Raw genomic sequence first — 20068 nt, 5'->3', positions numbered from 1 at the left:
TAAAAACAAAAGATCGCCCGGAGGGCGATCGGATGGCGTATAGAGTTGGTCTGCACACTACATTTCTTCTTCGGGACTGCCCAGCGACTCGCGAATGACATAGACGAAAGCGCATACAAGTAAACCTGCAACGATGCCCGCCATAATCATCACTCCCACTTTGGAAAACGGAGCGGCGTCCGACAAGACCGGCGCAAGCTCGTTTTCGTTATTCTGGTTCCATTGTACCATAGTTTTGATAACGTTTCACTTGTTTTTTGCAAACGGTTCCATTTTAAAAAAAGCCTTGTTTCGAAAGGAAGGCACTAAAGTTTGCAACGTCTTCATATATTGGGACAAGACGGTATGGAGGTGAGAGTATGGTGGCAAAAACGACCAAGCAGCCTGCCTTTTCCGGTATATCGAGGATTGGAGCGATGCTTGCGGTCGGGGCGACGGCGGCGACGATCGGGGGCCTTGCGCTGGCGATGCCGCATACGGCGCTGCAAGCTTCATTGCGGGGAGTGTCTGTCTGGTGGGACGTGCTGTTTCCCGCTCTGTTTCCTTTTTTCGTGTTATCGGAGCTTCTGCTTGGCTTCGGCATCGTTCATCTGGCCGGTACGTTGATGGATCCGCTCATGCGGCCGCTGTTTCGCCTGCCGGGAGCCGGAGGGTTCGTCGTCGCCATGGGATTCGCCTCCGGTTACCCTGTCGGTGCGCGCTTGACTTCCAGGCTGATGGAGCAGGGCTTGGTGAACCGGGAGCAAGGAGAGCGGCTCGTCGCGATCACGACGACCTCCGATCCGATTTTTCTGATCGGCGCGGTGTGCATCGGTTTTTTTCAGACGCCTGCTGCGATTCCCGTTCTTGCCATCGCTCATTACGGGGGAGCGATCTTGCTCGGCTTGATCGGTCGCCTGGGAGGATCGGCTTCGAAGGACCTCCCTATCCGCGCGCAGCCTTTGAGAACGCACGGTGCCGGAAGAATCAAAGCCGCGATTGCGGCTATGCATCATGCAAGGCTGGCTGACGGCCGCCCTTTCGGTGCCATGCTGCAGCAATCGATTCAATCGTCGCTCGCCCTGATGTTCGTCGTCGGCGGTCTGGTTGTTTTTTTTTCCGCGTCACTGGAGCTTCTCGTGAACAGCGGCGTACTTACGCCACTCAAGAACGCGGCTGGAAGCATTCTGCACTTATTCGGGCTTCCGTCCGGCATGTCCCCTTCGCTCGTTAACGGCGTCTTCGAGGTTACGCTCGGAGCCCGATCGGCAGCTAGCTCCACGGAAGGAGCCTCCCTTCTGTCGATGGGAGACAGGCTGGCCGCGGCGGCGTTTATCCTCTCGTGGGCGGGATTGTCCGTCCATGCCCAAGTAGCCGGCCTGATGGGGCAGACCGGCTGGCGGTACGGGCCGTTCGCGCGGGCGCGATTGCTGCACGGCGTAATGGCTGTCGTTATCGCCTATTTGATTTGGCCTTACTTCTCGGCGGCCGGCAGCGCAAGCTACCCCACGTGGGCGACGGCGACTCGCTCCGCGCCGGATGCTTTCGTCTGGACGCTTGCCGCGGCGGCGGGAACGCTCGCTCTTCTGGCGGCGGCAGGCGCCGTCGCGTTAGCGGTCGACAAGCTTTCTGGGAGGAAAAGGGACTAAGGTCACGGGATTGTTTTCCCCGTCGTTATTGTTTATGATCGAATCAGATTTATGGATCGCCACGAAGCAAAGGAGCCAATCCGTTGAAATATGCATTGCTTGACCGGGGAGACCCGCTATCGCGCGAATTGGCGGAAAAGTTCCACGCTCTCGCATCCGAACACGGTCTCGAACGAAGCGAAGGGACTCCCGATATCGTCTTGTCGATCGGCGGGGACGGAACTCTCCTGCACGCCTTTCACCGTTTTCGCGCCCGCGTAGACGACATAGCGTTCATTGGCGTTCATACCGGCCACTTGGGCTTCTATGCCGACTGGCAAAAGGACGAGTTGCCCGAATTGGTCGAAATGATCGCTACTTCCGAGCCCAACAAAGTCAGATATCCTCTTATACGCGTTGAAATTACGACCCGAGGCGGAACCTCGGCTTATCTCGCATTGAACGAGTTCACGCTCAAATGCGTGGACGGAACACTCGTAGCCGGTATCGACATTAACGACGAGCCGTTCGAGATGTTCCGCGGCGACGGCATTGTCATTTCAACTCCTTCCGGAAGCACCGGCTACAACAAGAGTCTGGGCGGAGCGGTTATTCATCCGTCCCTTGAAGCGCTCCAAATCGCAGAGATCGCCTCCATCAACAATCGCGTGTACCGGACGCTCGGCTCTTCCGTCATCCTGCCCAAACATCACCATTGCGACATCGTTCCGGACCCGGAGGAACCTCTGTATATCGGCATCGACCATCTGATCCTGCAAATGGAAGGCGTGCTGTCGATCCGCTGCAGCGTCGCCGACGACAAAATCACGTTCGCCAGGTACCGGCCGTTCCCGTTCTGGCACCGTGTCCGCGAGGCGTTCATCGGCTCGGATTCGAGATAGGAGAAGCAGGCAGGCCGTCTTCCGCATGAAGTCTGCCGTTCATCGTCCTCACGAAAGCATCCGGCTCGTCCAGCGTCAGATCAATGATTGTCGCTTCGCGCGGCAAAAACAGCAGTCCTTCGACTCGAATCGGAGCCTTCAATTCGATTCTCACGTTGCCCGATCCATAGAGCGGGCCGATTTCGTCCTTGCTCTTTTTTTCGTCCATAGCCGCTTCTCCCCGTTTCGCGATGGAAGCAATCGACGCTAACGGCACGTCCGCCTGTATGCGCAGTCCGTATCGAAGCTTCAGAACGTCCTCCTCCACTTTTACGGGTTGAAGCGCCGAAGCCCGGTAATCCGCCCATAGCAGCGCAATCAGCCACGCGTCCAAAGCCGTTACGATCCATGCGGCAACGGGCGACCACATCTGCACGAGCAAATGGAGACCAACAGTCTCGAACAGCACAATTTTGGTTATCACCGCCGGGTAAATCCATTGATTGCCGCGATGGTAAGTGAAAAATCCGGCTTCCGCCGTTTGGCTGGCCGGGCGCTTCCTTCTCCAAGAGAAAATCAGAAAGTAGACCATAGATATGTCGTGCAGCATCACAGAAGCTATTTTCCCCGTTCCGGCTGCGTGGACAATACTGGTGCGAAGCGCTTCCGCCGTGTCGGCCGTCTTTCTTTTTTCCGTGCGGAACTGTCGTATGGCCCGGTATACAAGGCGGATCTCGTATCCGATAATGGCCGCTTCAAAGGCGATAATGAAAGCCTCCATGGGAGCGGCGGCCTGCCAGACGGCTGCGCGTGCGGCTGCCGGAAGCGCCAACCAGGCGACAATCGCTCCGATCCCGGGGATCAGAAGAACGCGGGACCGTTTTTTGCCGCTTTTTTTGACCATAAGAAACCAATATAATGCAGGAACGACCAGCATGAAGTCGAACAAAACCGCGTAAACGAACGTCCTGTCTTCCGGTGCGCCGGGTACGACGCGGGCTAAAATTAAATCCGCGAAAACAATTGTCAGAGCTATAGCCCAAAAGGCCGGAACTAAGCGCGTCAGCGGTTGCTTGATGACCATCGGAACGACCTCCACTCTTGTATTTTCCAGCTATATATTCGATTATATCGAACGGTCGGCAGCGAAATCTCGGCTTGCGCGGCTTCAATCTTGTCGAAGTATTGACATTGCGCCAAACTTTCCCCGAGTCCCTTGGTAATCGGTTCAAGGAAATACTGCATGACCGTCCGCTTGCCCGTGATAATCTCCACATTCCCTGAAAGCCCGGAAGTGAGGTCAATGTCTACAATGTAAACAGATTTCCTCATTGGAGTTCGTCTGACAGGTGAGCGGAATAACTGTATTAGATACATCAATTCATCCTGTTGAGATGCGCCGCTGGGATGGAACTGCAAAAAGAGCATTTATTTTTTGTCATTTCGGAGCTTGACGCTAGAAACGCCCCAAACAAATGTAACATTTACAGGTAATATCGTTTGAATCCGATCTATCATCAAAAATAAAGGTATGTTTTACAGTTGATCGTGGGGCTCGGTGCGTATTCGGGTCAGGCGTGGAACGTGGATCATTCGGCGTTGGGATCGACTCCAAAATCGAATCCGGTTCGTCCCCCTCCCCCCACGGCTTATGTGGCATCATCGGTGCGATTTAGCCCACTCCGCGTTAGTCCGGCACGAGAGTCGAGCTCGGCTCGATTTGGCTCGACGACACGCTCGGCTTTGGGTTCCTTCTCGGAAGTCGGTTACGCATCTGCGAGCAAAACGCCTTCGGTATCGTTTAGACGAAGGTATTCCAAACAAAAAAATCCCGACCGGTCTAAGCGACCGATCGGACATATGAATCTTCTTATTCGCCGCCCGGCTTGCCGGGTTCGGGACTGTGCGAGCTTTCCTGGTGATTCGGCTTGCCGCCGTAACGCTGCCTGCGGCGATTTTTGCCGCTTGGCCCCCAACGGCCGCCACCGCCGCTCTTCGCGGCGTCTCCGCGCGGTGCGCCGACGGCCGCTTCTCCAGCGCGCGGCGGCTCGACAACTGCGCGCTCCTGCTGCTGCGGGCGAGGCTGACCGCCGGAAGAGACGTTCCTGTCGCCGCCCTGCTGGCGAGGACCGCGCTCGCGCTGTTGCTGCTGGTAAGAGGGCTTGCCTCCCCGCCCTTCTCCCGCACCGCCGGACGTTTGGCCTCCGCCTCCACCTCCGCCGCCTTGCCTGCGATCCCCTTGCCCTTGGTAGTAGCTGCCGTTCGAGCGTCCGCCTTGACGATTGCCGCCATCCTGACGGTTCCCGCCGCCATAACCGGACTGTCGGCCGTCGGAAGACGACCGTCCGCCCGACTGGGATCCCGCGTTCGCGTTTCTCCGTTCGGCGCTCTCCGCAACCGCTCTGGCGACGGCAGACATGCTCGGCGTGCGAACCGGGCCGCCCGGACGCTCCTTGAGCGGCCAACGCATCAGGATGCCTCCCGTCGTTGGAGCGACGGCGGCTTCCGCCGCCTGCGGCTCCGCGCCTTCGCTAGCCGCGGCCGAAGCGGCGGCCGATTCCAGATCGGTCAATTCCGTTCCGGGCGGCAGAGCCGTCGCATCCAGCTTGGTCAGCACGAAGTAAGCGCATCCGAAATTGCAATATTCGTTAATGTAATCAACCAGACTCGCGATCGTCGAATCTTTGGTCGAGCGTGAGTGTCCTTCCTTAAAGAAGCCTTTGAGCCTGAGTTGGTTGTAACCCCAATCTCCCACGATATAGTCGTAGCGCTCCAGCACCTCGCTGAACCGTTCGCGGAACGCTTCCGGATTCCAGGCGGTTTTATGTTCATGAACGAGCTCGTATGCATTTCCTCCAGCCATGAATATCACGATTCGGTTCTCCTCCCAAACGACCGCCGGAACGATTGACCTTTCCGATCCGTTCGTTTCGTTCGTCTGCCCGTGTCGGCACTGAATGTCTGACCCTGTTTCCAATATACCCGATTTCCGGTAAAATTCAACGAAAAACCTCCGCCGGAAACGAAAGCAACCCGCCGTCGCCAGCCTGAAGGCCGGGAAGGCGGGTTGCCGAAGCTATCGCGGTCCGTGTTCGATCAGCCTTTGGCGCCGGCCGCTGCAGCCGCGGCGGTCTTGACTTGCTCATGCGCGTGATACGAGCTGCGCACCAACGGCGCCGATTCCACGCTGGAAAAGCCTTTGGACTTGCCTACGATTTTGAGCTCTGCGAACTCATCCGGATGCACGTATCGCTCCACGTTCAAATGCGTGGACGACGGCTGCAAATATTGACCGAGCGTAAGGATGTCCACATCGACGGCTCGCAAATCGTCCATCGCCTGATGAACCTCCTCGATCGTCTCGCCTACTCCGAGCATAATGCTCGATTTTGTCGGAATCTGCGGCTGCATTTCCTTGGCTCTGCGAAGAAGCTCCAGGGAACGGCTGTATTTCGCTTTCGCGCGAACGCGATCCGACAGCCTTTCGACCGTCTCGATATTATGATTCAAAATGTCCGGCTTGGCGTCCATTACGATTCGGAGCGACGCCTCGTCCCCCAGAAAATCGGGAATGAGCACTTCCACGCTGCACAACGGCATTCTCGCGCGAATCGCATGAATCGTAGCGGCGAAGATGGAAGCTCCTCCGTCCTTCAGATCGTCGCGCGCTACGGAGGTGACGACGCAATGCCGCAGTCCCATCTGCTCCGCGGCTTCCGCCACCCTCTCGGGCTCCTGGAGATCAAGCTCCGTCGGCAAGCCCGTCTTAACGGCGCAAAAACGGCAAGCCCGCGTACAAATATCGCCCAAAATCATGAACGTGGCCGTTCGGTTCGCCCAGCATTCGTATATATTCGGACAACGAGCTTCTTCGCAAACCGTATGAAGAGTCTTTGTCCGCATCATGTCCTTGATTTCCTTGTAGGAATCGCCGGTCGTCAGCTTGATGCGCAGCCAGTCCGGCTTAGGTTCCTTCGTCCGAGTCCCCATCGATATCCCTCGCTTTCACGTTCCCTTATTATAGCACGATTCGGATAAAAACCAATCTATTGCGAAACCTACGGTGCAAGGAGGCGATCCAACTTGCTGATCCGATGGTGGATGAATCTCGCCCGACAGCCGGGTTTGCTTATTCGAACGATTTTAACGGCCTCGGCTGTCGCATTGGCTGCCGTCGCATCGAGTCCCGCTCCGTCGTCGCACGCCGCCGCGCCAAAACCGCCGGACGCGTTCGCCGAACGAATGAAGCTGTATGCCCGTATAAGCTCTGCCACCCGTATGGACTGGCGCACGCTAGCCGCTATCGATCAATACGAAAGAACGATGGCCCGCGCTCATCCGCGCACCAGACCCATCCGAAAAGACGCCATTTCCGGAATTTTCATTCCGAAGGAGCGATGGAGCGGCGAGTTGAACCCCGATTCGGATGACTCCAAGCCCGGATCAATCCGATTTTTTCACGGGATCGGCCGCGACGGCTCCGGGGACGGAATCGCGGACAGGGACAACGACGCGGACTTGCTTTTTTCGGTCGCTTCGCAGATCGCTAAGTACGGGAACGGCAAGGACGATTTCGCAATCGGGCTGTGGGAATATTACCAGAATACCCGCTCCGTTCAGCGGGTCGAACAGTTCAGAAAAATATACCAAACCTACGGCAAGCTGGAACTGACGCAGCATGCGTTTCCCCTTCCCGTCAGCAGCGTCTACTCGTATCGCAGCACATGGGGAAATCGGCGAAGCTGGGGCGGATACCGCATTCACGAAGGAACCGACATTTTCGCCGGATATGGCGTTCCGGTCCGAAGCACCTGCTTCGGCATCGTCGAAGTAAAGGGCTGGAATCCTTTCGGGGCTGGCGGATCGGCATTCGTGATTTGGACAATCTGTATCATTACTACGCTCATTTGTCCGGCTACGAGAAATCGATCAAGCCCGGAGATGTCGTTCGTCCGGGCCAGGTAATCGGATGGGTCGGCAGCTCGGGCTACGGCCGGCCGGGTACGCAAGGAAAATTCCCGCCCCATCTCCATTATGGCGTCTATCGCGACAGGGGCCTCGTGGAATGGGCTTTCGATCCGTACCCGATGCTTCACCGGTGGGAAAGCGCGGAGAAAAAAGCTCTCAAGGTTGACAGGCAAAAATAAATCAGTGGCCGCTCGTTCCCGCTTCGGCCGATTTCGGCGTCGGCGTTTCGGCCGACGGGAACGAGCCCCCTTCCGGCTTGGAAGGAAGAGTAATCGCGGGCGCGCGCGCCGCATCGCTGCCGACCGGATTGCCGCTGCTGTCGTAATAGTAGGCGGGAACATCGCCGACAATTAGCGCGTAGGAGAGCGGAATGTCCGTCTGTATACTTTCCGGCGCCTGATCGAACGGGATAACGACCGCAATCTCCGTACGGATACGGACGTACACTTCGACGAGCAGCATATTGATGCCCGCGTTCTGCTGGCGGGTTCCGACGTCTACCTTGACAGCCGTTGCGGGATGGAATTTGACGGAGACGCTTGGCCGAAGGACGATAACAAAGGGCTGTTCAACGCGTGACCGATCGGTATGTGCTCCGGTACGCTTGCTTGTTCTTTTAGCACCCGATCCACGACCTCCACCGTACGCGCGATAACCTTCATCTGCTCGCGGTAATCGATGAGAAAGCCCGAAATTTTTCCGTCGTCCTTCATTTTCCATTGAATGAGCTTTCCGGCATCGGCTCCCTGAGCCACTTCCTCCGTAATCGCCTTGTTAATCGCTTCCGTCGCCATTTGATTAATGCGGATTTTGGCCAAAAACAGGAGCGGCTCGCGCAGCTCCCTATCGAAAAAAACAAACGTTTGAACGATAGCAAACATAATAAAAAACAGAAACGCGATAAGTACGTGCTTCCTCCGGAACCGTCTGCGCGGCTTCCTCGCCATCCACCGCTTTGGCGCCTGCCCGCCCCCGGAAGGAAATGAGGACGGTAATCCGCGTCTTCCTCCCCATTTTCGGGGCGCGGCCCTCGGCGCCGGCATACGACGAGACAGATCGAATCCCCTTCCCCACCTTCGCCGCACGGCTTTTCCCGCCTCTCCGCTCGAACGACCGCCTTTAGACGGATCGGCCGCATGGATTTCTTGTTCCATGCTATGCGGATGCAGGTGACGGATATTCGTCCAATGCGCAAAAGAATGCTTTTGGAATAAAAGGAATCGATTGACTTTCCTAAAACAACCGATCTATAATACTTCGCATACGAAATATTTGTATGAGAAACAAAATAGAGGGAGTTGGGAACGCCGTGGATGACCAGCAGCGCGTATTGGATATCTTCAAATCGTTTCGCGAGGTCAATCAAGCCTTTTTTCAGGGCATGCAAAAAGCCGCTCAACACCACGGGGTAACGCCGCTTCAGTTCATGGTGCTCCGAATCTTGAACAATTGCCCCGAAATCCGGTTGTCCGAATTGGCCGAGCAGCTTCATCTCGGGAATAGCACGACCAGCGGAATCATCGACCGGATGGTTAAAGCGGACTTGGTATCGCGAGAACGATCGGATACCGATCGGCGCAACGTTATATTGAAGTTAACGGACAAAGGCAATGATATGTGGAAGCAAACTCACCAAACCCGTTTGGAACGACTTGCCCCCCTTCTGGAGCTGGCCGAGGAAGACCAGGCTCACTTGCAACGCATTCATAACCAGATCGTTCAAATTTTGCACCGAGTCAGAGAGGAAGAAACGAATCATGAGTAATCCGACAACAACCGCCTTGCGAAGAGGACCGATCATGGCTGCGCTAATGATAGCGGCATTCGTAGCCCTGCTTAGCCAAACCTTGCTCAACGTCGCCCTCCCGGTCATGATGAAAGATCTGAACGTCAACGAAAATACGATTCAATGGCTGTCCAACGGGTACATGCTCGTGAACGGCGTCCTCGTTCCGGTCAGCGCCTTCTTGATCGCCCGGTTTACGACCCGAAAATTGTTTCTGGTCGCTACGAGCCTGTTCGCCATCGGCACGATCATCTGCGCCCTTTCCTATAATTTTGGCTTCCTGATGACCGGCCGTCTCGTTCAAGCTGCCGGAGCCGGCATTCTTATGCCGCTCATGTCCATCGTCACGCTGACGATTTTCCCCGTATCCGAACGAGGAAAAGCAATGGGTCTCATGGGAATAGCCATGATTTTCGCACCGGCCGTCGGTCCGACGCTGTCCGGCTGGGTCGTCGAGCATCACTCTTGGCGCGTCCTTTTCTACATCGTATTGCCGTTAGCGATCATCTCCTTGATCTTCGGCGCGTTCTCCATGAAGAATGTCACCAAGACTTCTTCGCCGAAGCTGGATACGCTGGGCGTTATCTTCTCCACAATCGGATTCGGCGGATTGTTGTACGGCTTCAGCGACGCCGGCAGCGCCGGTTGGGACAGCCCCGTCGTCATTACTTGCTTAGTCGTCGGAACGCTTTCGCTCGTCCTGTTCATCTGGCGCGAGCTTGTAGCCGATAAGCCGCTGTTGGAATTCCGCGTGTTCAAATACAGCATGTTCTCGTTGACGACGGGAATCAACGCCATTATTACGATGGCGATGTTCTCGGGGATGATCCTGCTGCCGATTTACTTGCAGAACATTCGCGGCTTCACGCCGGTGGAATCCGGGCTGCTGCTGCTCCCCGGTGCCATCCTTATGGGGATCATGTCCCCGATCACCGGCATCATTTTCGATAAAATCGGCGCTCGTTGGCTATCCGTCGTCGGTTTGATTATCACGACGGTAACGACGTTTGAGTTCAGCAGGCTGACCGTCGACACGACTTATTCGTTTCTCATCGTAATGTACACGCTGCGGATGTTCGGCATGTCGTTGCTAATGATGCCGATCCAGACCGCCGGCTTGAATCAATTGCCGCAACGACTGAATGCGCACGGCTCGGCGATGTCGCAGACGCTCCGTAACGTCGCGGGCGCGCTCGGAACGGCTCTTCTCGTCACTCTCATGACGAACAAAGCCGCTTCGCATGGCAAAGAGCTCGCTATCGCCGGACAAGTAGATCCGGCGGACAAAGCCAAAATGGCGGAAATCGCCCAGCAAGCGACCGTCTACGGCATCAACCACGCTTTCGTAGTCGCAACGTGGATGACGGTGGGCGCACTAGTGCTTGCGTTCTTCATTAAGAAAACGAAACCGCAAGAAGAGCCGCAGAAGGAAAAAGCAGCTTAAGACGCGGCATCCATCCCATAGAAACGAACAGAACTCCATCCCCCTTAGCGGCGGGAATGGAGTTCTGTTTGTTTTTCCGACATTTATGGAATCCACGTTACGATCCGTTCCAGCTCTTGCCTCGTCTTCGGACGCTTCGGATCATGCGCCCGGTAGCCGAAAGCGACCATGACAGACACGTCCAGGTTTCCGCCTTCGAGCAGCCCCTCTTCCTCTAGAATAGCGTGAACCTTGTCAAAGCTGAAGCCTTCGATCGGGCATGAATCGACACCGATCTGAGCGGCTGCGGTCATCATGTTCGCAAGCGCGATATACGTCTGCTTGCACGACCAGTCGAACAGCGCTCTGTCGCTTTCCAGCAGATGAAAGTCCGACTGCTGAAAATCCTTGTAGATTTGCGGGATCTTGGCGAAAATGTCGGGCGGCGTTTTTTTGACGTTGTTGAACAAATCCTCGATATACGGCGAGTCGTAACGAACGTTTCTCCTGGCAAGAATAATGACGAAGTGACTGGCGGTCGGGAGCTGCTTTTGTGCGCCCCACGACACTAGCCGCAGCCTCTCCCGCAGCACCGCATTCTGAACGACGACGAACTTCCACGGCTCGAACCCGGCCGAGCTTGGAGACATCCGGGCCGTCTCCAGAATGAACCGAAAATCGTCCTCGGATACGCGTCTATCCGGATCGAACGCCTTCGTCGAATGTCTGAAATGATGCGCCGCCAGTATCGCCTGCTTGATCGCTTCCTTATCGCTCATGCTTCATTCGCCTCCCGGGATGTTACGCTCGGAACAGTCCGTACCCGCCAAGCGGAACGATCGGCTCCGCGTCCTGCGTCAACCCTTCGGAGCGACCGTTCACGGCAACGTCGACAAGCCAGCGGGTGAAGGGCGCCACGTTCATCGTTTCCATCTCCTCCGGGCTGAAAAAGCCGGCTCCGTCGACCTCTATGCCATCGGGAGTCGGCTCCCCGTCTTCGTATTCCATTCCGAAAGCGATATAAACGTTATGAATCGATCTCGGCTGATCGCGAAGCGCCAGAACGGCTTTCACGGCTGCCCTCACGCCGGATTCCTCCAGAACCTCGCGCTCGACCGTCGCTTGAATCGGTTCGAGCTGCTCGATATAGCCGCCTGGATTCGTCCAATACCCTTTGCCCGGCTCCTGCGCGCGTCGGACGAGCAGCAGCTTGCCTTCCTTGACGACGAGCGCTCCGACTCCGATGCTATAGTTACCCCAATGCACGAATTCGCAACGAGTGCACGCCCGGCGGACGGTTCCGTCCACATTCTTGTCTTCCATTGCCGCTCCGCACGATGAACAGTAATTGACTTGCATACGCGTCACCTCGATGAATGTCTGCCTGCGCCAGACCGTAATGAAAGTATCATAATCCGATTCGCTTGGCGGAACAAGCGAGGCGCAAGAAAACTCTCAGCATCCATCCAAGTTTATTCGAACGATTAGCGATACGCCGTGTTGGCAGCCTAACCTTCCTAAGAACGGGGGGCGCGGATCTCCTCAAGTCCCCCCATATACGGACGAAGCGCCTTCGGCACATAGACCGAACCGTCCTCCCGCTGATGATTCTCCAGCAGCGGGATTAAGATGCGAGGCGTCGCAACGGCAGTATTGTTCAGCGTATGACAGTATTGCAGCTTGCCGTTGTTATCGCGATAACGGATATTCGCCCGGCGCGCCTGAAAATCATGCAGGTTCGACGACGAATGCGTCTCGCCGTAAGCTTGCCGACTCGGCATCCACGTTTCGATATCATATTGCTTGTGCGTCTTCTGCGACATATCGCCGATGCAAACGGAGACGACGCGGTAGGGCAGCTCCAGCAGCCGCAGCACCTCCTCCGCATTCGCGGTCATCTCCTGCAGCATCCGCTCCGACAGCTCGGGGTCGTTCGCGCAAAAGACGACCTGCTCGACCTTCGCGAATTGGTGGACGCGATACAATCCTCTCACATCCCTCCCGGCGGAGCCGATTTCGCTGCGGAAGCAGGACGAGGCGGCCGCCAGTCGGACGGGCTCGGTCAGGTCGATAATTTCGTTCGCGTAGTAGGACACGAGGCTCACCTCCGAGGTTCCGATCAAGTAGCGATCCTCGCCCTCGATCGCGAACGTCTGGTCCCGACCAAGCGGGAAAAAGCCGGTATGCTTGAACGCCTCTCCCCGAGCGAGCATCGGGACATCCATCGGAACGTACCCGCGCTTGTCGAGCACGTCGAGAGCAAGCTGCTGCACAGCTCGGTGAAGATGAAAGCCGACGCCCTTCAACGCATAATTCCGCGTTCCCGCCAGCTTGACGGCTCTCGGAATATCGAGAATGCCGAGCTCTTCCCCTAGCTGCACATGGTCTTTCGGCTCGAAATCAAACGCCGGCAGCTCCCCGACCCGCTTGATTTCTACATTGTCCTCATCCGAACGACCGTCAGGCGTTTGTTCCGACACGGGATTCGGCACAAGCTGCATTAGACGCTCATACGGCGCCTCGACCTCCTCCAATTCCTTTTCGCAGACGTCCAGCCGCTCATTCATTCCGTTAACCGTCCGCTTCGCCTCTTCTCCCCGATTGTGCTCGCCGCTGCGAAGCCATCGGCCGATTTCCTCGGACAAACGGTTCCTCTCCCGGCGAAGCTCGTCGGCTTCTTGCCGCAGCCGCCTGCGGCGAACGTCCAACTCCAGAAGCTCCCGAATGGAGACATCGATTCCCTTCTTGTCGGCGGTGCGCTGCAGCAGCTCGCCATTATCGCGAATATATCGAATATCCAACATTTTTTTGTCTCTCCTCTAGCCGTTCCGCTTTTCGAAATCCAGCATGAAGTCGGCGAGAGCCTTGCACGCCTCGACGGTTACAGCGTTATACGCCGATGCCCGCAAACCTCCGACGCTTCGATGTCCGGCCAATCCTTCGAAGCCGTTCCGTTCCGATTCCCGAACGAATCTTTTCTCCATCTCCTCGTCCTTCATCCGCCACGTGACGTTCATATCCGATCGAAAGAGCTTCTCCACGATGCCCTCGTAAAAGCCGCCGCTTGAGTCGATGACCTCGTAGAGGAGAGCCGCCTTGTACGCGTTACGCTTTTCCAATGCAGTGACGCCGCCTTGATTTTTCGCCCATTCCAGCATGAGCTTCATCATATAGATAGCATGCACCGGCGGCGTATTGTACAGCGACCGATGCTGCGCATACGCAGCGTAATTAAAAATCGTCGGAATGCTGCGTGCGGAGCATTGGGCAAGCAGGTCGTCCCGCAAGATAACGGCAGTCACGCCCGCCGGACCGAGATTTTTCTGCGCGCCCGCGTAAATCAGCGCGAATCTCTTCATATCCAGCTCCCTGCTCAAAATGTCGCTCGTCATATCGGCCACGAGCGGGATCGTCCCCAGATCGGGAAACGTGCTGAACCGCGAGCCTTCGATTGTGTTGTTCGTCGTTATATGGACGTATGCGGTATCGGACTTAGGCGCGATACCCGCCAAATCGGGAAGCCGGCTCCAGCCCGAGTCCTTGCCGCTCGCCAACGCTTCCGCAGCTCCAACGGCTTTCGCCTCGGCAAGCGCCTTCTCGGAAAAGCTGCCCGATAAGACATAACGGCCAACCTTGTTTTCCGCCAGCAAATTCGTCGGCACGAGGGCGAACTGCATGCTCGCCCCTCCACCCATGAACAAAACGCGATACCCGGCTCGAATGCCGAGCAGCTCCAGCAGCAGCTCCTGAGTCTCTTCGTTCAGCCGCTCAACTGTCTTGCTCCGGTGCGACATTTCCAACAGCGACATCCCCTGCCCGGCGTAAGAGACGAACTCCTTTTGCGCTTGCTCCAGCACTTCCAACGGCAGAGCCGCCGGACCCGGATTAAAATTGTACGCCCTCTTCGTTCCTTCGATCATGCTCATTTCCATCCCGTCCTTTTCCGCTAATTTAAACAACAAAGAACGCTCCTCGTCCTATGATTGGGACGAGGAGCGTTCTGCTCGCGGTGCCACCCAACTTGACCGAGCCGCGCAACGAAGCGCGCCAAGGTCCTCTTGGTTCCGCGATAACGGGCGGGGCCGGTTAACTTAGGAAGCTTCCCGCGAACGGGAAGCTCTTGACGAAAACGCCTCCGAGTTGGATTCTCATCATCGGCATGATCCGAATGTACAGCTTTGGTATCATTATAGAGCTTTAACGCTGGTTGTCAACAGGCTATACAGTTCAGACGTCATCGTCCCCACCACCACTGTCGCCATTCCTCCCAATCACTGTGACGACGTACCATTGTTACCCGTCAACGCCGCCATTCCGCCCAATCAGCGGGACCGCGTACCATTGTTACTCCAACAGCGCCGCCATTCCGCCCAATAAGTGGGACTACGTACCATTGTTCCCCCGCCATCGCCGCCATTCCGCTCAATCACTGGGACGACGTACCATTGTTACTCCACCACCGTCGCCATTCCTCCCAATCACTGGGACGACGTACCATTGTTACTCCACCGCCGCCGCCATTCCGCCCAATAAGTGGGACGACGTACCATTGTACCCCGCCATCGCTGCCATTCCGCTCAATCAGTGGGACGACGTACCATTGTTACTCCACCGCCGCCATTCCGACCAATCAGTGGGACGACGTACCATTGTTACCCCGCCACCACCGCCATTCCGACCAATCAGTGGGACGACGTACCATAGTTACCCCGCCATCGCCGCCATTCCGCTCAATCAGTGGGACGACGTACCATTGTTACCCGTCAACGCCGCCATTCCGACCAATCAGTGGGACGACGTACCATTGTTACCTCGCCACCGCCGCCATTCCGACCAATCAGTGGGACCGCGTACCATTGTTACCCGCCATCGCCGCCGATCCGCCTAATCAGTGGGACCGCGTACCATTGTTACCCGCCGTCTCCGCCATTCCGACCAATCAGCGGGGCTAAGAAAAAGGGCCGCCACTGGAATCCGAATTCGGATCCCCATAGACGGCCCTTCTATATTCTTATTTGTTTTCGTAAAACCCGCTAAGCTCCGTCTTCTCGATCACATGAGACTCGACAAGCTTGCTGAACCCTGCATAGCTGACCGAATCGGGAATGTCCAATTTTTCCACGTCGAGCGCGTACAAAATCGTCTTGTATTCGTGATCTCCCGAGCCTGCCGGAGGAGTCGGACCCCCGTAGCCTTTTGGCCCGAATGAATTTCCAAGCTCCTTGCTTCCCTGAGGAAGCTGGTCCGTCCCGGAGACGTTCTCTCCGAGCTCTTTCGTGTCAGCCGGCAAATCGATGACGACCCAATGAACCCATTCGTCGGCAACAGGATGAAGATCGACCGTGAATACCGCGAACGATTTCGTTCCTTTCGGCGCGCCATTCCATGCGAGCGGGAAATTCGTGTTCGCGCCCGTGTACTTTTCGTCGATACGACCGCCGTTTTTGAACGCGGAAGACGTCAGCTCGAATTTTCCCTTTTTGTCCGAGCCTTCGTTATTCGAACAGGCCGCAGCAATCAGCAACAACAGTCCAGCGAGCAAAACTCCGAACCCTTTTTTCATCATTTGTAAAACCCTCCCCCTTTTTTTCTCATTTTACCGAGAGGGAGAGCTGGACGACACAGCTAATCGACAACCATAATCGGCTAATCGACAACAAAGGCGAAGAACGCGGCGGATTAACCTCGCGAACGGTTTCTGTATTCGGATGGAGTATATCCCGAATAAGCGCGGAAATTCCGGGCGAAATGAGTCGCGTCCTTGAAGCCCGTCCTCTCCAATATGACTTGGACGGGATCCGTCGTCGTCCGCAAGTAGTCGCTCGCCTTCCTCATGCGAATCGCGTTCAAATACGACATGACGGAATGGCCCGTATAGACTCGAAAACGCTTGTTCAGCGTCGTTTTGTTCGTGTGGAACGTCTTGGCCAGTTCCTCTATATTCAGCTTCTGCTCATAGAATGAATGGAGATATTCGACGATCGGCAGCACGGGATCTTCCGCCATGCCGGCTATCGTATCGGGAGCGTCGCTCGTCAGCGGATTCATCCTCTTCATGAGCAGCAATAACTCCATCAACAAAGAGCGGCTTTTGCACGGCCAGCTGACCGGCTGCACCGTTAGCGTTTCCCGGATATCGTCCATAATTTGCGTTATTAGCTTTATCATCGACGGATCGACGGGAATACAGCCGTAGTAGCCGTCCAGCCGTTCGAAAAAAGGCTTGAGCAGCCAGCGGTCCTGCACGTCGGTCACGATGTAATCCGCGCCCGGCCCCGCTTCCAGATCGAGCGTGAGCTTATCGTTCACGACGCTCGGATGGAAGCGCAGCGAGACGGCGGCGACGGGAGCTCCGGCGGCATGAAACTTTGCCGCTTCCTTCTCGTTCAAGCCGTATAAGGCCGGAGCGGTAATCGGGTACAGCTTATCGTTGATGGACAGCAGGCCGTTGCCCGCCTGAACGAAAATTAACCGGTAGCAGAACGAAGGCTGTCCGTCCTCCAATGCCGACGTTTCGGGTACGTATTTCATCGGGTGCGGATGACCTGTATACATGGCGTCGCCGTACGTAATGTAGTCCATAGCAAAAGCCCCCTTCTTGAGAAGCGTCGAAAAACTCACTTTCTTAGGCCCGTTCTCTTATGCCTCGCAAGTCCTAGCCCACGCGTCTAAGAAGGAGTGCGCTGCGTCGATTGCCGCTCGATGATTTCCGAAGGGAGCGTTACGCTCTTCTGCACCAAGCTTTGCGGCTTCGTCTCGATCAGATCGTACACGATCCGGAATGCTTCCGCCCCCAGCATCGATGGATTCAAGTTCAATCCCGTAATCGAGGGCGATACTTTATCCAAATAAGTCGCATTATTGAAAGAGAGTATGCCAACGTCTTCCGGCACTCTCAAATTTTTTCTTTGACAATATTTCATCGCAATTAGAGACATGATGCTCTCCATCGTCAGAATTGCGTCAAACCGAACGCCTTCCTCCATGACCTTGTCCAAAGCTTTCGTAATATCGACCTCTTCATTGCTGCTGTACACGACATGAGCCGAAGCCTCTTCGCCGCTCTCTTCAATAGCTCTCTTATAACCGTGCAAGCGGTCGTACATAACGTCCTGCTTCAAATTCGGCGTCAGGAAGAGAATGTCTCGGTACCCTTTCCCCAATAGAAACTTGGTCGCCGTATAACTATCGCGAATATTGTCATTGTGAACGGAGAAGACGTTATGATTCAAGCTGCTACCGATCATCACGAACGGAACATCCTTTTCCTGCATGCTCTTGAGCAGCAGATCCTTATCCGACGACAGGACGCTCGTAAAAATAAATCCGTTCACCTGCTTCAGCTTGAACAGCTTAATCGTATTTTCGATTTGCTCTTCTATGCTCGAATATAATGAAAATTGCACATGGTATTCGAATTTCTTGGCTTCTTCCGCTATTCCGCACAGCACATCGTTGAAAAAGGGGTTGCCGAGCATATCTTTAGGATCTCTCGCAATCGAAAAGCCGATCGTTCCGGATTTACTCTGCGCTAAGGATTGTATCGGCACGTAGTTGATTTGCTCCATGGCGGAGTAAACTTTTGCCCTTGTATCGCTGGCGATGTTGCCTTTATTAGTGATCACCCGGGATACGGTCGCAGGCGAAACGCCGGCAAGGAGAGCAACATCTTTGATCGTAGAGATTTGAATCACCCCGAAACGCAAAAGTTTTCATAAACTTACCATATTTACTTATCTTACTATGATCAATTGGTTTAATCCAGCCGCCGATGCTCCGGTTTGCCCGATTCAACTGCTTGCCGCTTTCGAGTAGCCGGAGAAAGCAGGCAGTTCGATAGACAGCACTTCCTCGAAGGCCGTAATGTAATCGATTGCCCGCACCATCCTGTCCGCCTGCGGCACCTTAACGTTGAAACGAACAAGCACCGTCCGCTTGCGCTCTTCTTTCTCATCGTTCGGTTGAACCGACATTTTTGAAATTTGAATGCCTTGCTCGCTTAATTTCTCGACGAGCTCTCCCAACAAGCCCGGGCGATCGTATATTTCGATACTCATCTCGTGCTTTCTGAATTTACGCAGCAAATACTTCTCCCACTTATTGAATATGAACAAGCTGACTAGCACGAGAAACGTAACTAGAGCCGCCCCGTAATAAAACCCCGCTCCGACGCAAAGTCCGATGGCCGCGACGACCCAGATCGAAGCCGCTGTCGTCAACCCGGATACGTACGAGCCCGTGCGAATGATCGCTCCCGCCCCTAGAAATCCGATACCCGTGATGACCTGGGCGGCCAGCCGGGCAGGATCCATTCGGACGTTCAGCTCCTTCGCAAAATCGCCAAAGCCGTAGATGGACAGCAGCATGATCGTCGCGGAACCGATACAAACGAGAATATGCGTACGAAATCCGGCCGCATGGTTGTTAACTTCCCGCTCGAAACCGATCAGTCCGCCCAGCAGCAAGGCGACCAGAATACGAATGGTCATGTCCAAATAAGTGATATGCCATATCCCGGAACTTGCCATGCTCATGAAGGCTCCCTTCCTCCCTCCCTTGAAGGATTTGAACACCGATCTAAAGATCCAAATAAACAGGCTTTCGCTGTTTGAAAATAACCCATTGTTTATAGCCAATATTCTTCAACATCGCGCGAACCGTCTCCCCGCCGTCCCCTACTCGATCCGGGTGGTGCGCGTCTGACCCGAACGTAATGTCCACGCCGTAATAATGGGCGCGCTCGACCACATCCAGGGAAGGATAGTAGTCTTCGGAGCCTTTCCGGAACCCGCCTGTGTTCACTTCCATAGCTACGCCGCTTTCGGCCAACATTTTGAGCGTTGAGTCCAAGTACGGCGCAATAGATTGCCTAAAAGAAGGGTACCCTCTGTTGAACCTGTCCATATGACCGATAATGTTGACCCATCCGCAGCGAACGGAGAGGTGCAGCAGTTCGGCAACTCGCTCGATTTCCGACCGCCGTTCCTCATCGGAGGCGGCTTTCCAATTCAAGCCCCTCATGATGGCGAACGGGGAAGTGAAGTGGATCGAGCCGATCACGTAATCAAGAGGAAACCGGGTGTATACCTCGCCGTATAAATCGGCGTATTCCTTGAAAACGTCCGATTCTATGCCTACAAGCAGCTCGATTCGGCCTTCGTATTTCTTCTTTAATAACATGATTTCTTCCACATATTTAGGAAATTCGCTTTTGGCCATCGCTAATCTTGGATAAGGATGGTCTTCCTTTGCAAAAAAATAAGGCGAATGGTCCGTGATGCCGAGAACTCGTAACCCATTGGCGATTGCACTCTCTATATAATCCTCCAATGAGCCTACAGCATGGCCGCATCGTTCGTGATGCGTGTGCAAATCAAACATGATTTCTCCTCCGCTCTTCCCA

19 protein-coding genes and 1 pseudogene are annotated in these 20068 nt (G+C 55.4%); 5 read left to right on the top strand and 15 right to left on the bottom strand.

The features are described 5' to 3' along the window. Positions 1 to 57: 57 nt before the first annotated feature. Positions 58 to 231 (bottom strand): hypothetical protein, encoded by a 174-nt coding sequence (locus D3H35_RS30885; RefSeq protein WP_158594191.1) that lies wholly within the window; start codon positions 229 to 231, stop codon positions 58 to 60. Positions 232 to 359: 128 nt separating this feature from the next. On the opposite strand from D3H35_RS30885, the gene D3H35_RS19060 reads away from it, so the two are divergent. Together D3H35_RS19060 and D3H35_RS19055 are read left to right on the top strand one after the other, a co-directional pair. Then, positions 360 to 1628 carry a nucleoside recognition domain-containing protein gene (locus D3H35_RS19060; protein WP_119150773.1) on the top strand — a complete coding sequence of 423 codons (1269 nt, stop codon included), beginning with the start codon at positions 360 to 362 and terminating at the stop codon, positions 1626 to 1628. An 83-nt stretch (positions 1629 to 1711) separates the two neighbouring features. After that, positions 1712 to 2509, top strand: coding sequence for an NAD kinase (locus D3H35_RS19055; protein ID WP_119150772.1), 798 nt, complete (start codon positions 1712 to 1714; stop codon positions 2507 to 2509). Here D3H35_RS19055 and D3H35_RS19050 read toward each other — a convergent pair. The 3 genes from D3H35_RS19050 to lipA form a co-directional block, all read right to left on the bottom strand. Beyond that, positions 2487 to 3572, bottom strand: coding sequence for a hypothetical protein (locus tag D3H35_RS19050; RefSeq protein ID WP_119150771.1), 1086 nt, complete (start codon positions 3570 to 3572; stop codon positions 2487 to 2489). The two genes, D3H35_RS19055 and D3H35_RS19050, sit on opposite strands and share 23 nt — an antisense overlap. A 786-nt stretch (positions 3573 to 4358) precedes the next feature. Next, the gene (locus tag D3H35_RS19040; RefSeq protein WP_119151225.1) at positions 4359 to 5351 is read right to left on the bottom strand and encodes a YutD family protein; all 993 of its coding nucleotides are present in this window, start codon (positions 5349 to 5351) and stop codon (positions 4359 to 4361) included. 233 nt (positions 5352 to 5584) lie between these two features. After that, a complete protein-coding gene (gene lipA, locus D3H35_RS19035) occupies positions 5585 to 6478 on the bottom strand; it encodes a lipoyl synthase (RefSeq protein ID WP_119150770.1) in 894 nt (297 codons plus the stop codon). A gap of 111 nt (positions 6479 to 6589) precedes the next feature. On the opposite strand from lipA, the pseudogene D3H35_RS19030 reads away from it, so the two are divergent. Continuing rightward, positions 6590 to 7635: pseudogene (locus D3H35_RS19030) on the top strand (M23 family metallopeptidase). A 1-nt stretch (position 7636) separates the two neighbouring features. Here D3H35_RS19030 and D3H35_RS19025 read toward each other — a convergent pair. Then, positions 7637 to 8011, bottom strand: coding sequence for a sporulation protein YunB (locus D3H35_RS19025; protein ID WP_233568059.1), 375 nt, complete (start codon positions 8009 to 8011; stop codon positions 7637 to 7639). Then, complete coding sequence (locus tag D3H35_RS32630) at positions 7954 to 8403, bottom strand: hypothetical protein (protein ID WP_233568069.1); 450 nt, start codon at positions 8401 to 8403, stop codon at positions 7954 to 7956. Before D3H35_RS32630 ends, D3H35_RS19025 begins: the two co-directional genes overlap by 58 nt. Positions 8404 to 8765: 362 nt before the next feature. On the opposite strand from D3H35_RS32630, the gene D3H35_RS19020 reads away from it, so the two are divergent. Continuing rightward, positions 8766 to 9221 carry a MarR family winged helix-turn-helix transcriptional regulator gene (locus tag D3H35_RS19020; RefSeq protein WP_119150768.1) on the top strand — a complete coding sequence of 152 codons (456 nt, stop codon included), beginning with the start codon at positions 8766 to 8768 and terminating at the stop codon, positions 9219 to 9221. Next, positions 9214 to 10686 (top strand): DHA2 family efflux MFS transporter permease subunit, encoded by a 1473-nt coding sequence (locus D3H35_RS19015; RefSeq protein ID WP_233567999.1) that lies wholly within the window; start codon positions 9214 to 9216, stop codon positions 10684 to 10686. Before D3H35_RS19020 ends, D3H35_RS19015 begins: the two co-directional genes overlap by 8 nt. 83 nt (positions 10687 to 10769) lie before the next feature. Here D3H35_RS19015 and D3H35_RS19010 read toward each other — a convergent pair whose 3' ends face one another. The 9 genes from D3H35_RS19010 to D3H35_RS18970 form a co-directional block, all read right to left on the bottom strand. Continuing rightward, on the bottom strand, positions 10770 to 11444 hold the full coding sequence (locus tag D3H35_RS19010; protein ID WP_119150766.1) for an NAD(P)H-dependent oxidoreductase: 675 nt from the start codon (positions 11442 to 11444) through the stop codon (positions 10770 to 10772). 22 nt (positions 11445 to 11466) lie between these two features. Further along, positions 11467 to 12024, bottom strand: a complete 558-nt coding sequence (locus D3H35_RS19005) for an NUDIX hydrolase (protein ID WP_119150765.1) — start codon at positions 12022 to 12024, stop codon at positions 11467 to 11469. Between the two features lie 158 nt (positions 12025 to 12182). Next, the gene (gene serS / locus D3H35_RS19000) at positions 12183 to 13469 is read right to left on the bottom strand and encodes a serine--tRNA ligase (RefSeq protein WP_119150764.1); all 1287 of its coding nucleotides are present in this window, start codon (positions 13467 to 13469) and stop codon (positions 12183 to 12185) included. A gap of 15 nt (positions 13470 to 13484) precedes the next feature. Beyond that, positions 13485 to 14585, bottom strand: coding sequence for a 3-phosphoserine/phosphohydroxythreonine transaminase (gene serC / locus D3H35_RS18995; protein ID WP_119151224.1), 1101 nt, complete (start codon positions 14583 to 14585; stop codon positions 13485 to 13487). Positions 14586 to 15676: 1091 nt separating this feature from the next. Then, positions 15677 to 16231, bottom strand: coding sequence for a YbhB/YbcL family Raf kinase inhibitor-like protein (locus tag D3H35_RS18990; protein WP_119150763.1), 555 nt, complete (start codon positions 16229 to 16231; stop codon positions 15677 to 15679). A gap of 113 nt (positions 16232 to 16344) precedes the next feature. Further along, on the bottom strand, positions 16345 to 17247 hold the full coding sequence (locus D3H35_RS18985) for a helix-turn-helix transcriptional regulator (RefSeq protein WP_119150762.1): 903 nt from the start codon (positions 17245 to 17247) through the stop codon (positions 16345 to 16347). A gap of 86 nt (positions 17248 to 17333) precedes the next feature. Continuing rightward, positions 17334 to 18359 carry a LacI family DNA-binding transcriptional regulator gene (locus D3H35_RS18980; protein WP_158594190.1) on the bottom strand — a complete coding sequence of 342 codons (1026 nt, stop codon included), beginning with the start codon at positions 18357 to 18359 and terminating at the stop codon, positions 17334 to 17336. Positions 18360 to 18455: 96 nt separating this feature from the next. Beyond that, entirely contained in the window at positions 18456 to 19199 is a 744-nt protein-coding gene (locus D3H35_RS18975; protein WP_119150760.1) for an MgtC/SapB family protein, read from the bottom strand. Between the two features lie 43 nt (positions 19200 to 19242). Beyond that, a complete protein-coding gene (locus tag D3H35_RS18970) occupies positions 19243 to 20046 on the bottom strand; it encodes a histidinol-phosphatase (RefSeq protein ID WP_233567998.1) in 804 nt (267 codons plus the stop codon). Positions 20047 to 20068: the final 22 nt, after the last annotated feature.

The sequence above is a fragment of the Cohnella faecalis genome (assembly GCF_003570905.1).
Lineage (GTDB): Bacteria > Bacillota > Bacilli > Paenibacillales > Paenibacillaceae > Cohnella > Cohnella faecalis.
This window is presented reverse-complemented; position numbering and strand designations above follow the sequence as displayed.

Bases quoted from the DNA above. Each gene is read 5' to 3' on its own strand.
- D3H35_RS30885 (WP_158594191.1), bottom strand. From the start codon at position 231: ATGGTACAATGGAACCAGAATAACGAAAACGAGCTTGCGCCGGTCTTG.
- D3H35_RS19060 (WP_119150773.1), top strand. From the start codon at position 360: ATGGTGGCAAAAACGACCAAGCAGCCTGCCTTTTCCGGTATATCGAGG.
- D3H35_RS19050 (WP_119150771.1), bottom strand. From the start codon at position 3,572: ATGGTCATCAAGCAACCGCTGACGCGCTTAGTTCCGGCCTTTTGGGCT.
- D3H35_RS19040 (WP_119151225.1), bottom strand. From the start codon at position 5,351: ATGGCTGGAGGAAATGCATACGAGCTCGTTCATGAACATAAAACCGCC.
- lipA (WP_119150770.1), bottom strand. From the start codon at position 6,478: ATGGGGACTCGGACGAAGGAACCTAAGCCGGACTGGCTGCGCATCAAG.
- D3H35_RS32630 (WP_233568069.1), bottom strand. From the start codon at position 8,403: ATGGCGAGGAAGCCGCGCAGACGGTTCCGGAGGAAGCACGTACTTATC.
- D3H35_RS19015 (WP_233567999.1), top strand. From the start codon at position 9,214: ATGAGTAATCCGACAACAACCGCCTTGCGAAGAGGACCGATCATGGCT.
- D3H35_RS19010 (WP_119150766.1), bottom strand. From the start codon at position 11,444: ATGAGCGATAAGGAAGCGATCAAGCAGGCGATACTGGCGGCGCATCAT.
- D3H35_RS19005 (WP_119150765.1), bottom strand. From the start codon at position 12,024: ATGCAAGTCAATTACTGTTCATCGTGCGGAGCGGCAATGGAAGACAAG.
- serS (WP_119150764.1), bottom strand. From the start codon at position 13,469: ATGTTGGATATTCGATATATTCGCGATAATGGCGAGCTGCTGCAGCGC.
- serC (WP_119151224.1), bottom strand. From the start codon at position 14,585: ATGATCGAAGGAACGAAGAGGGCGTACAATTTTAATCCGGGTCCGGCG.
- D3H35_RS18990 (WP_119150763.1), bottom strand. From the start codon at position 16,231: ATGATGAAAAAAGGGTTCGGAGTTTTGCTCGCTGGACTGTTGTTGCTG.
- D3H35_RS18985 (WP_119150762.1), bottom strand. From the start codon at position 17,247: ATGGACTACATTACGTACGGCGACGCCATGTATACAGGTCATCCGCAC.
- D3H35_RS18975 (WP_119150760.1), bottom strand. From the start codon at position 19,199: ATGAGCATGGCAAGTTCCGGGATATGGCATATCACTTATTTGGACATG.
- D3H35_RS18970 (WP_233567998.1), bottom strand. From the start codon at position 20,046: ATGTTTGATTTGCACACGCATCACGAACGATGCGGCCATGCTGTAGGC.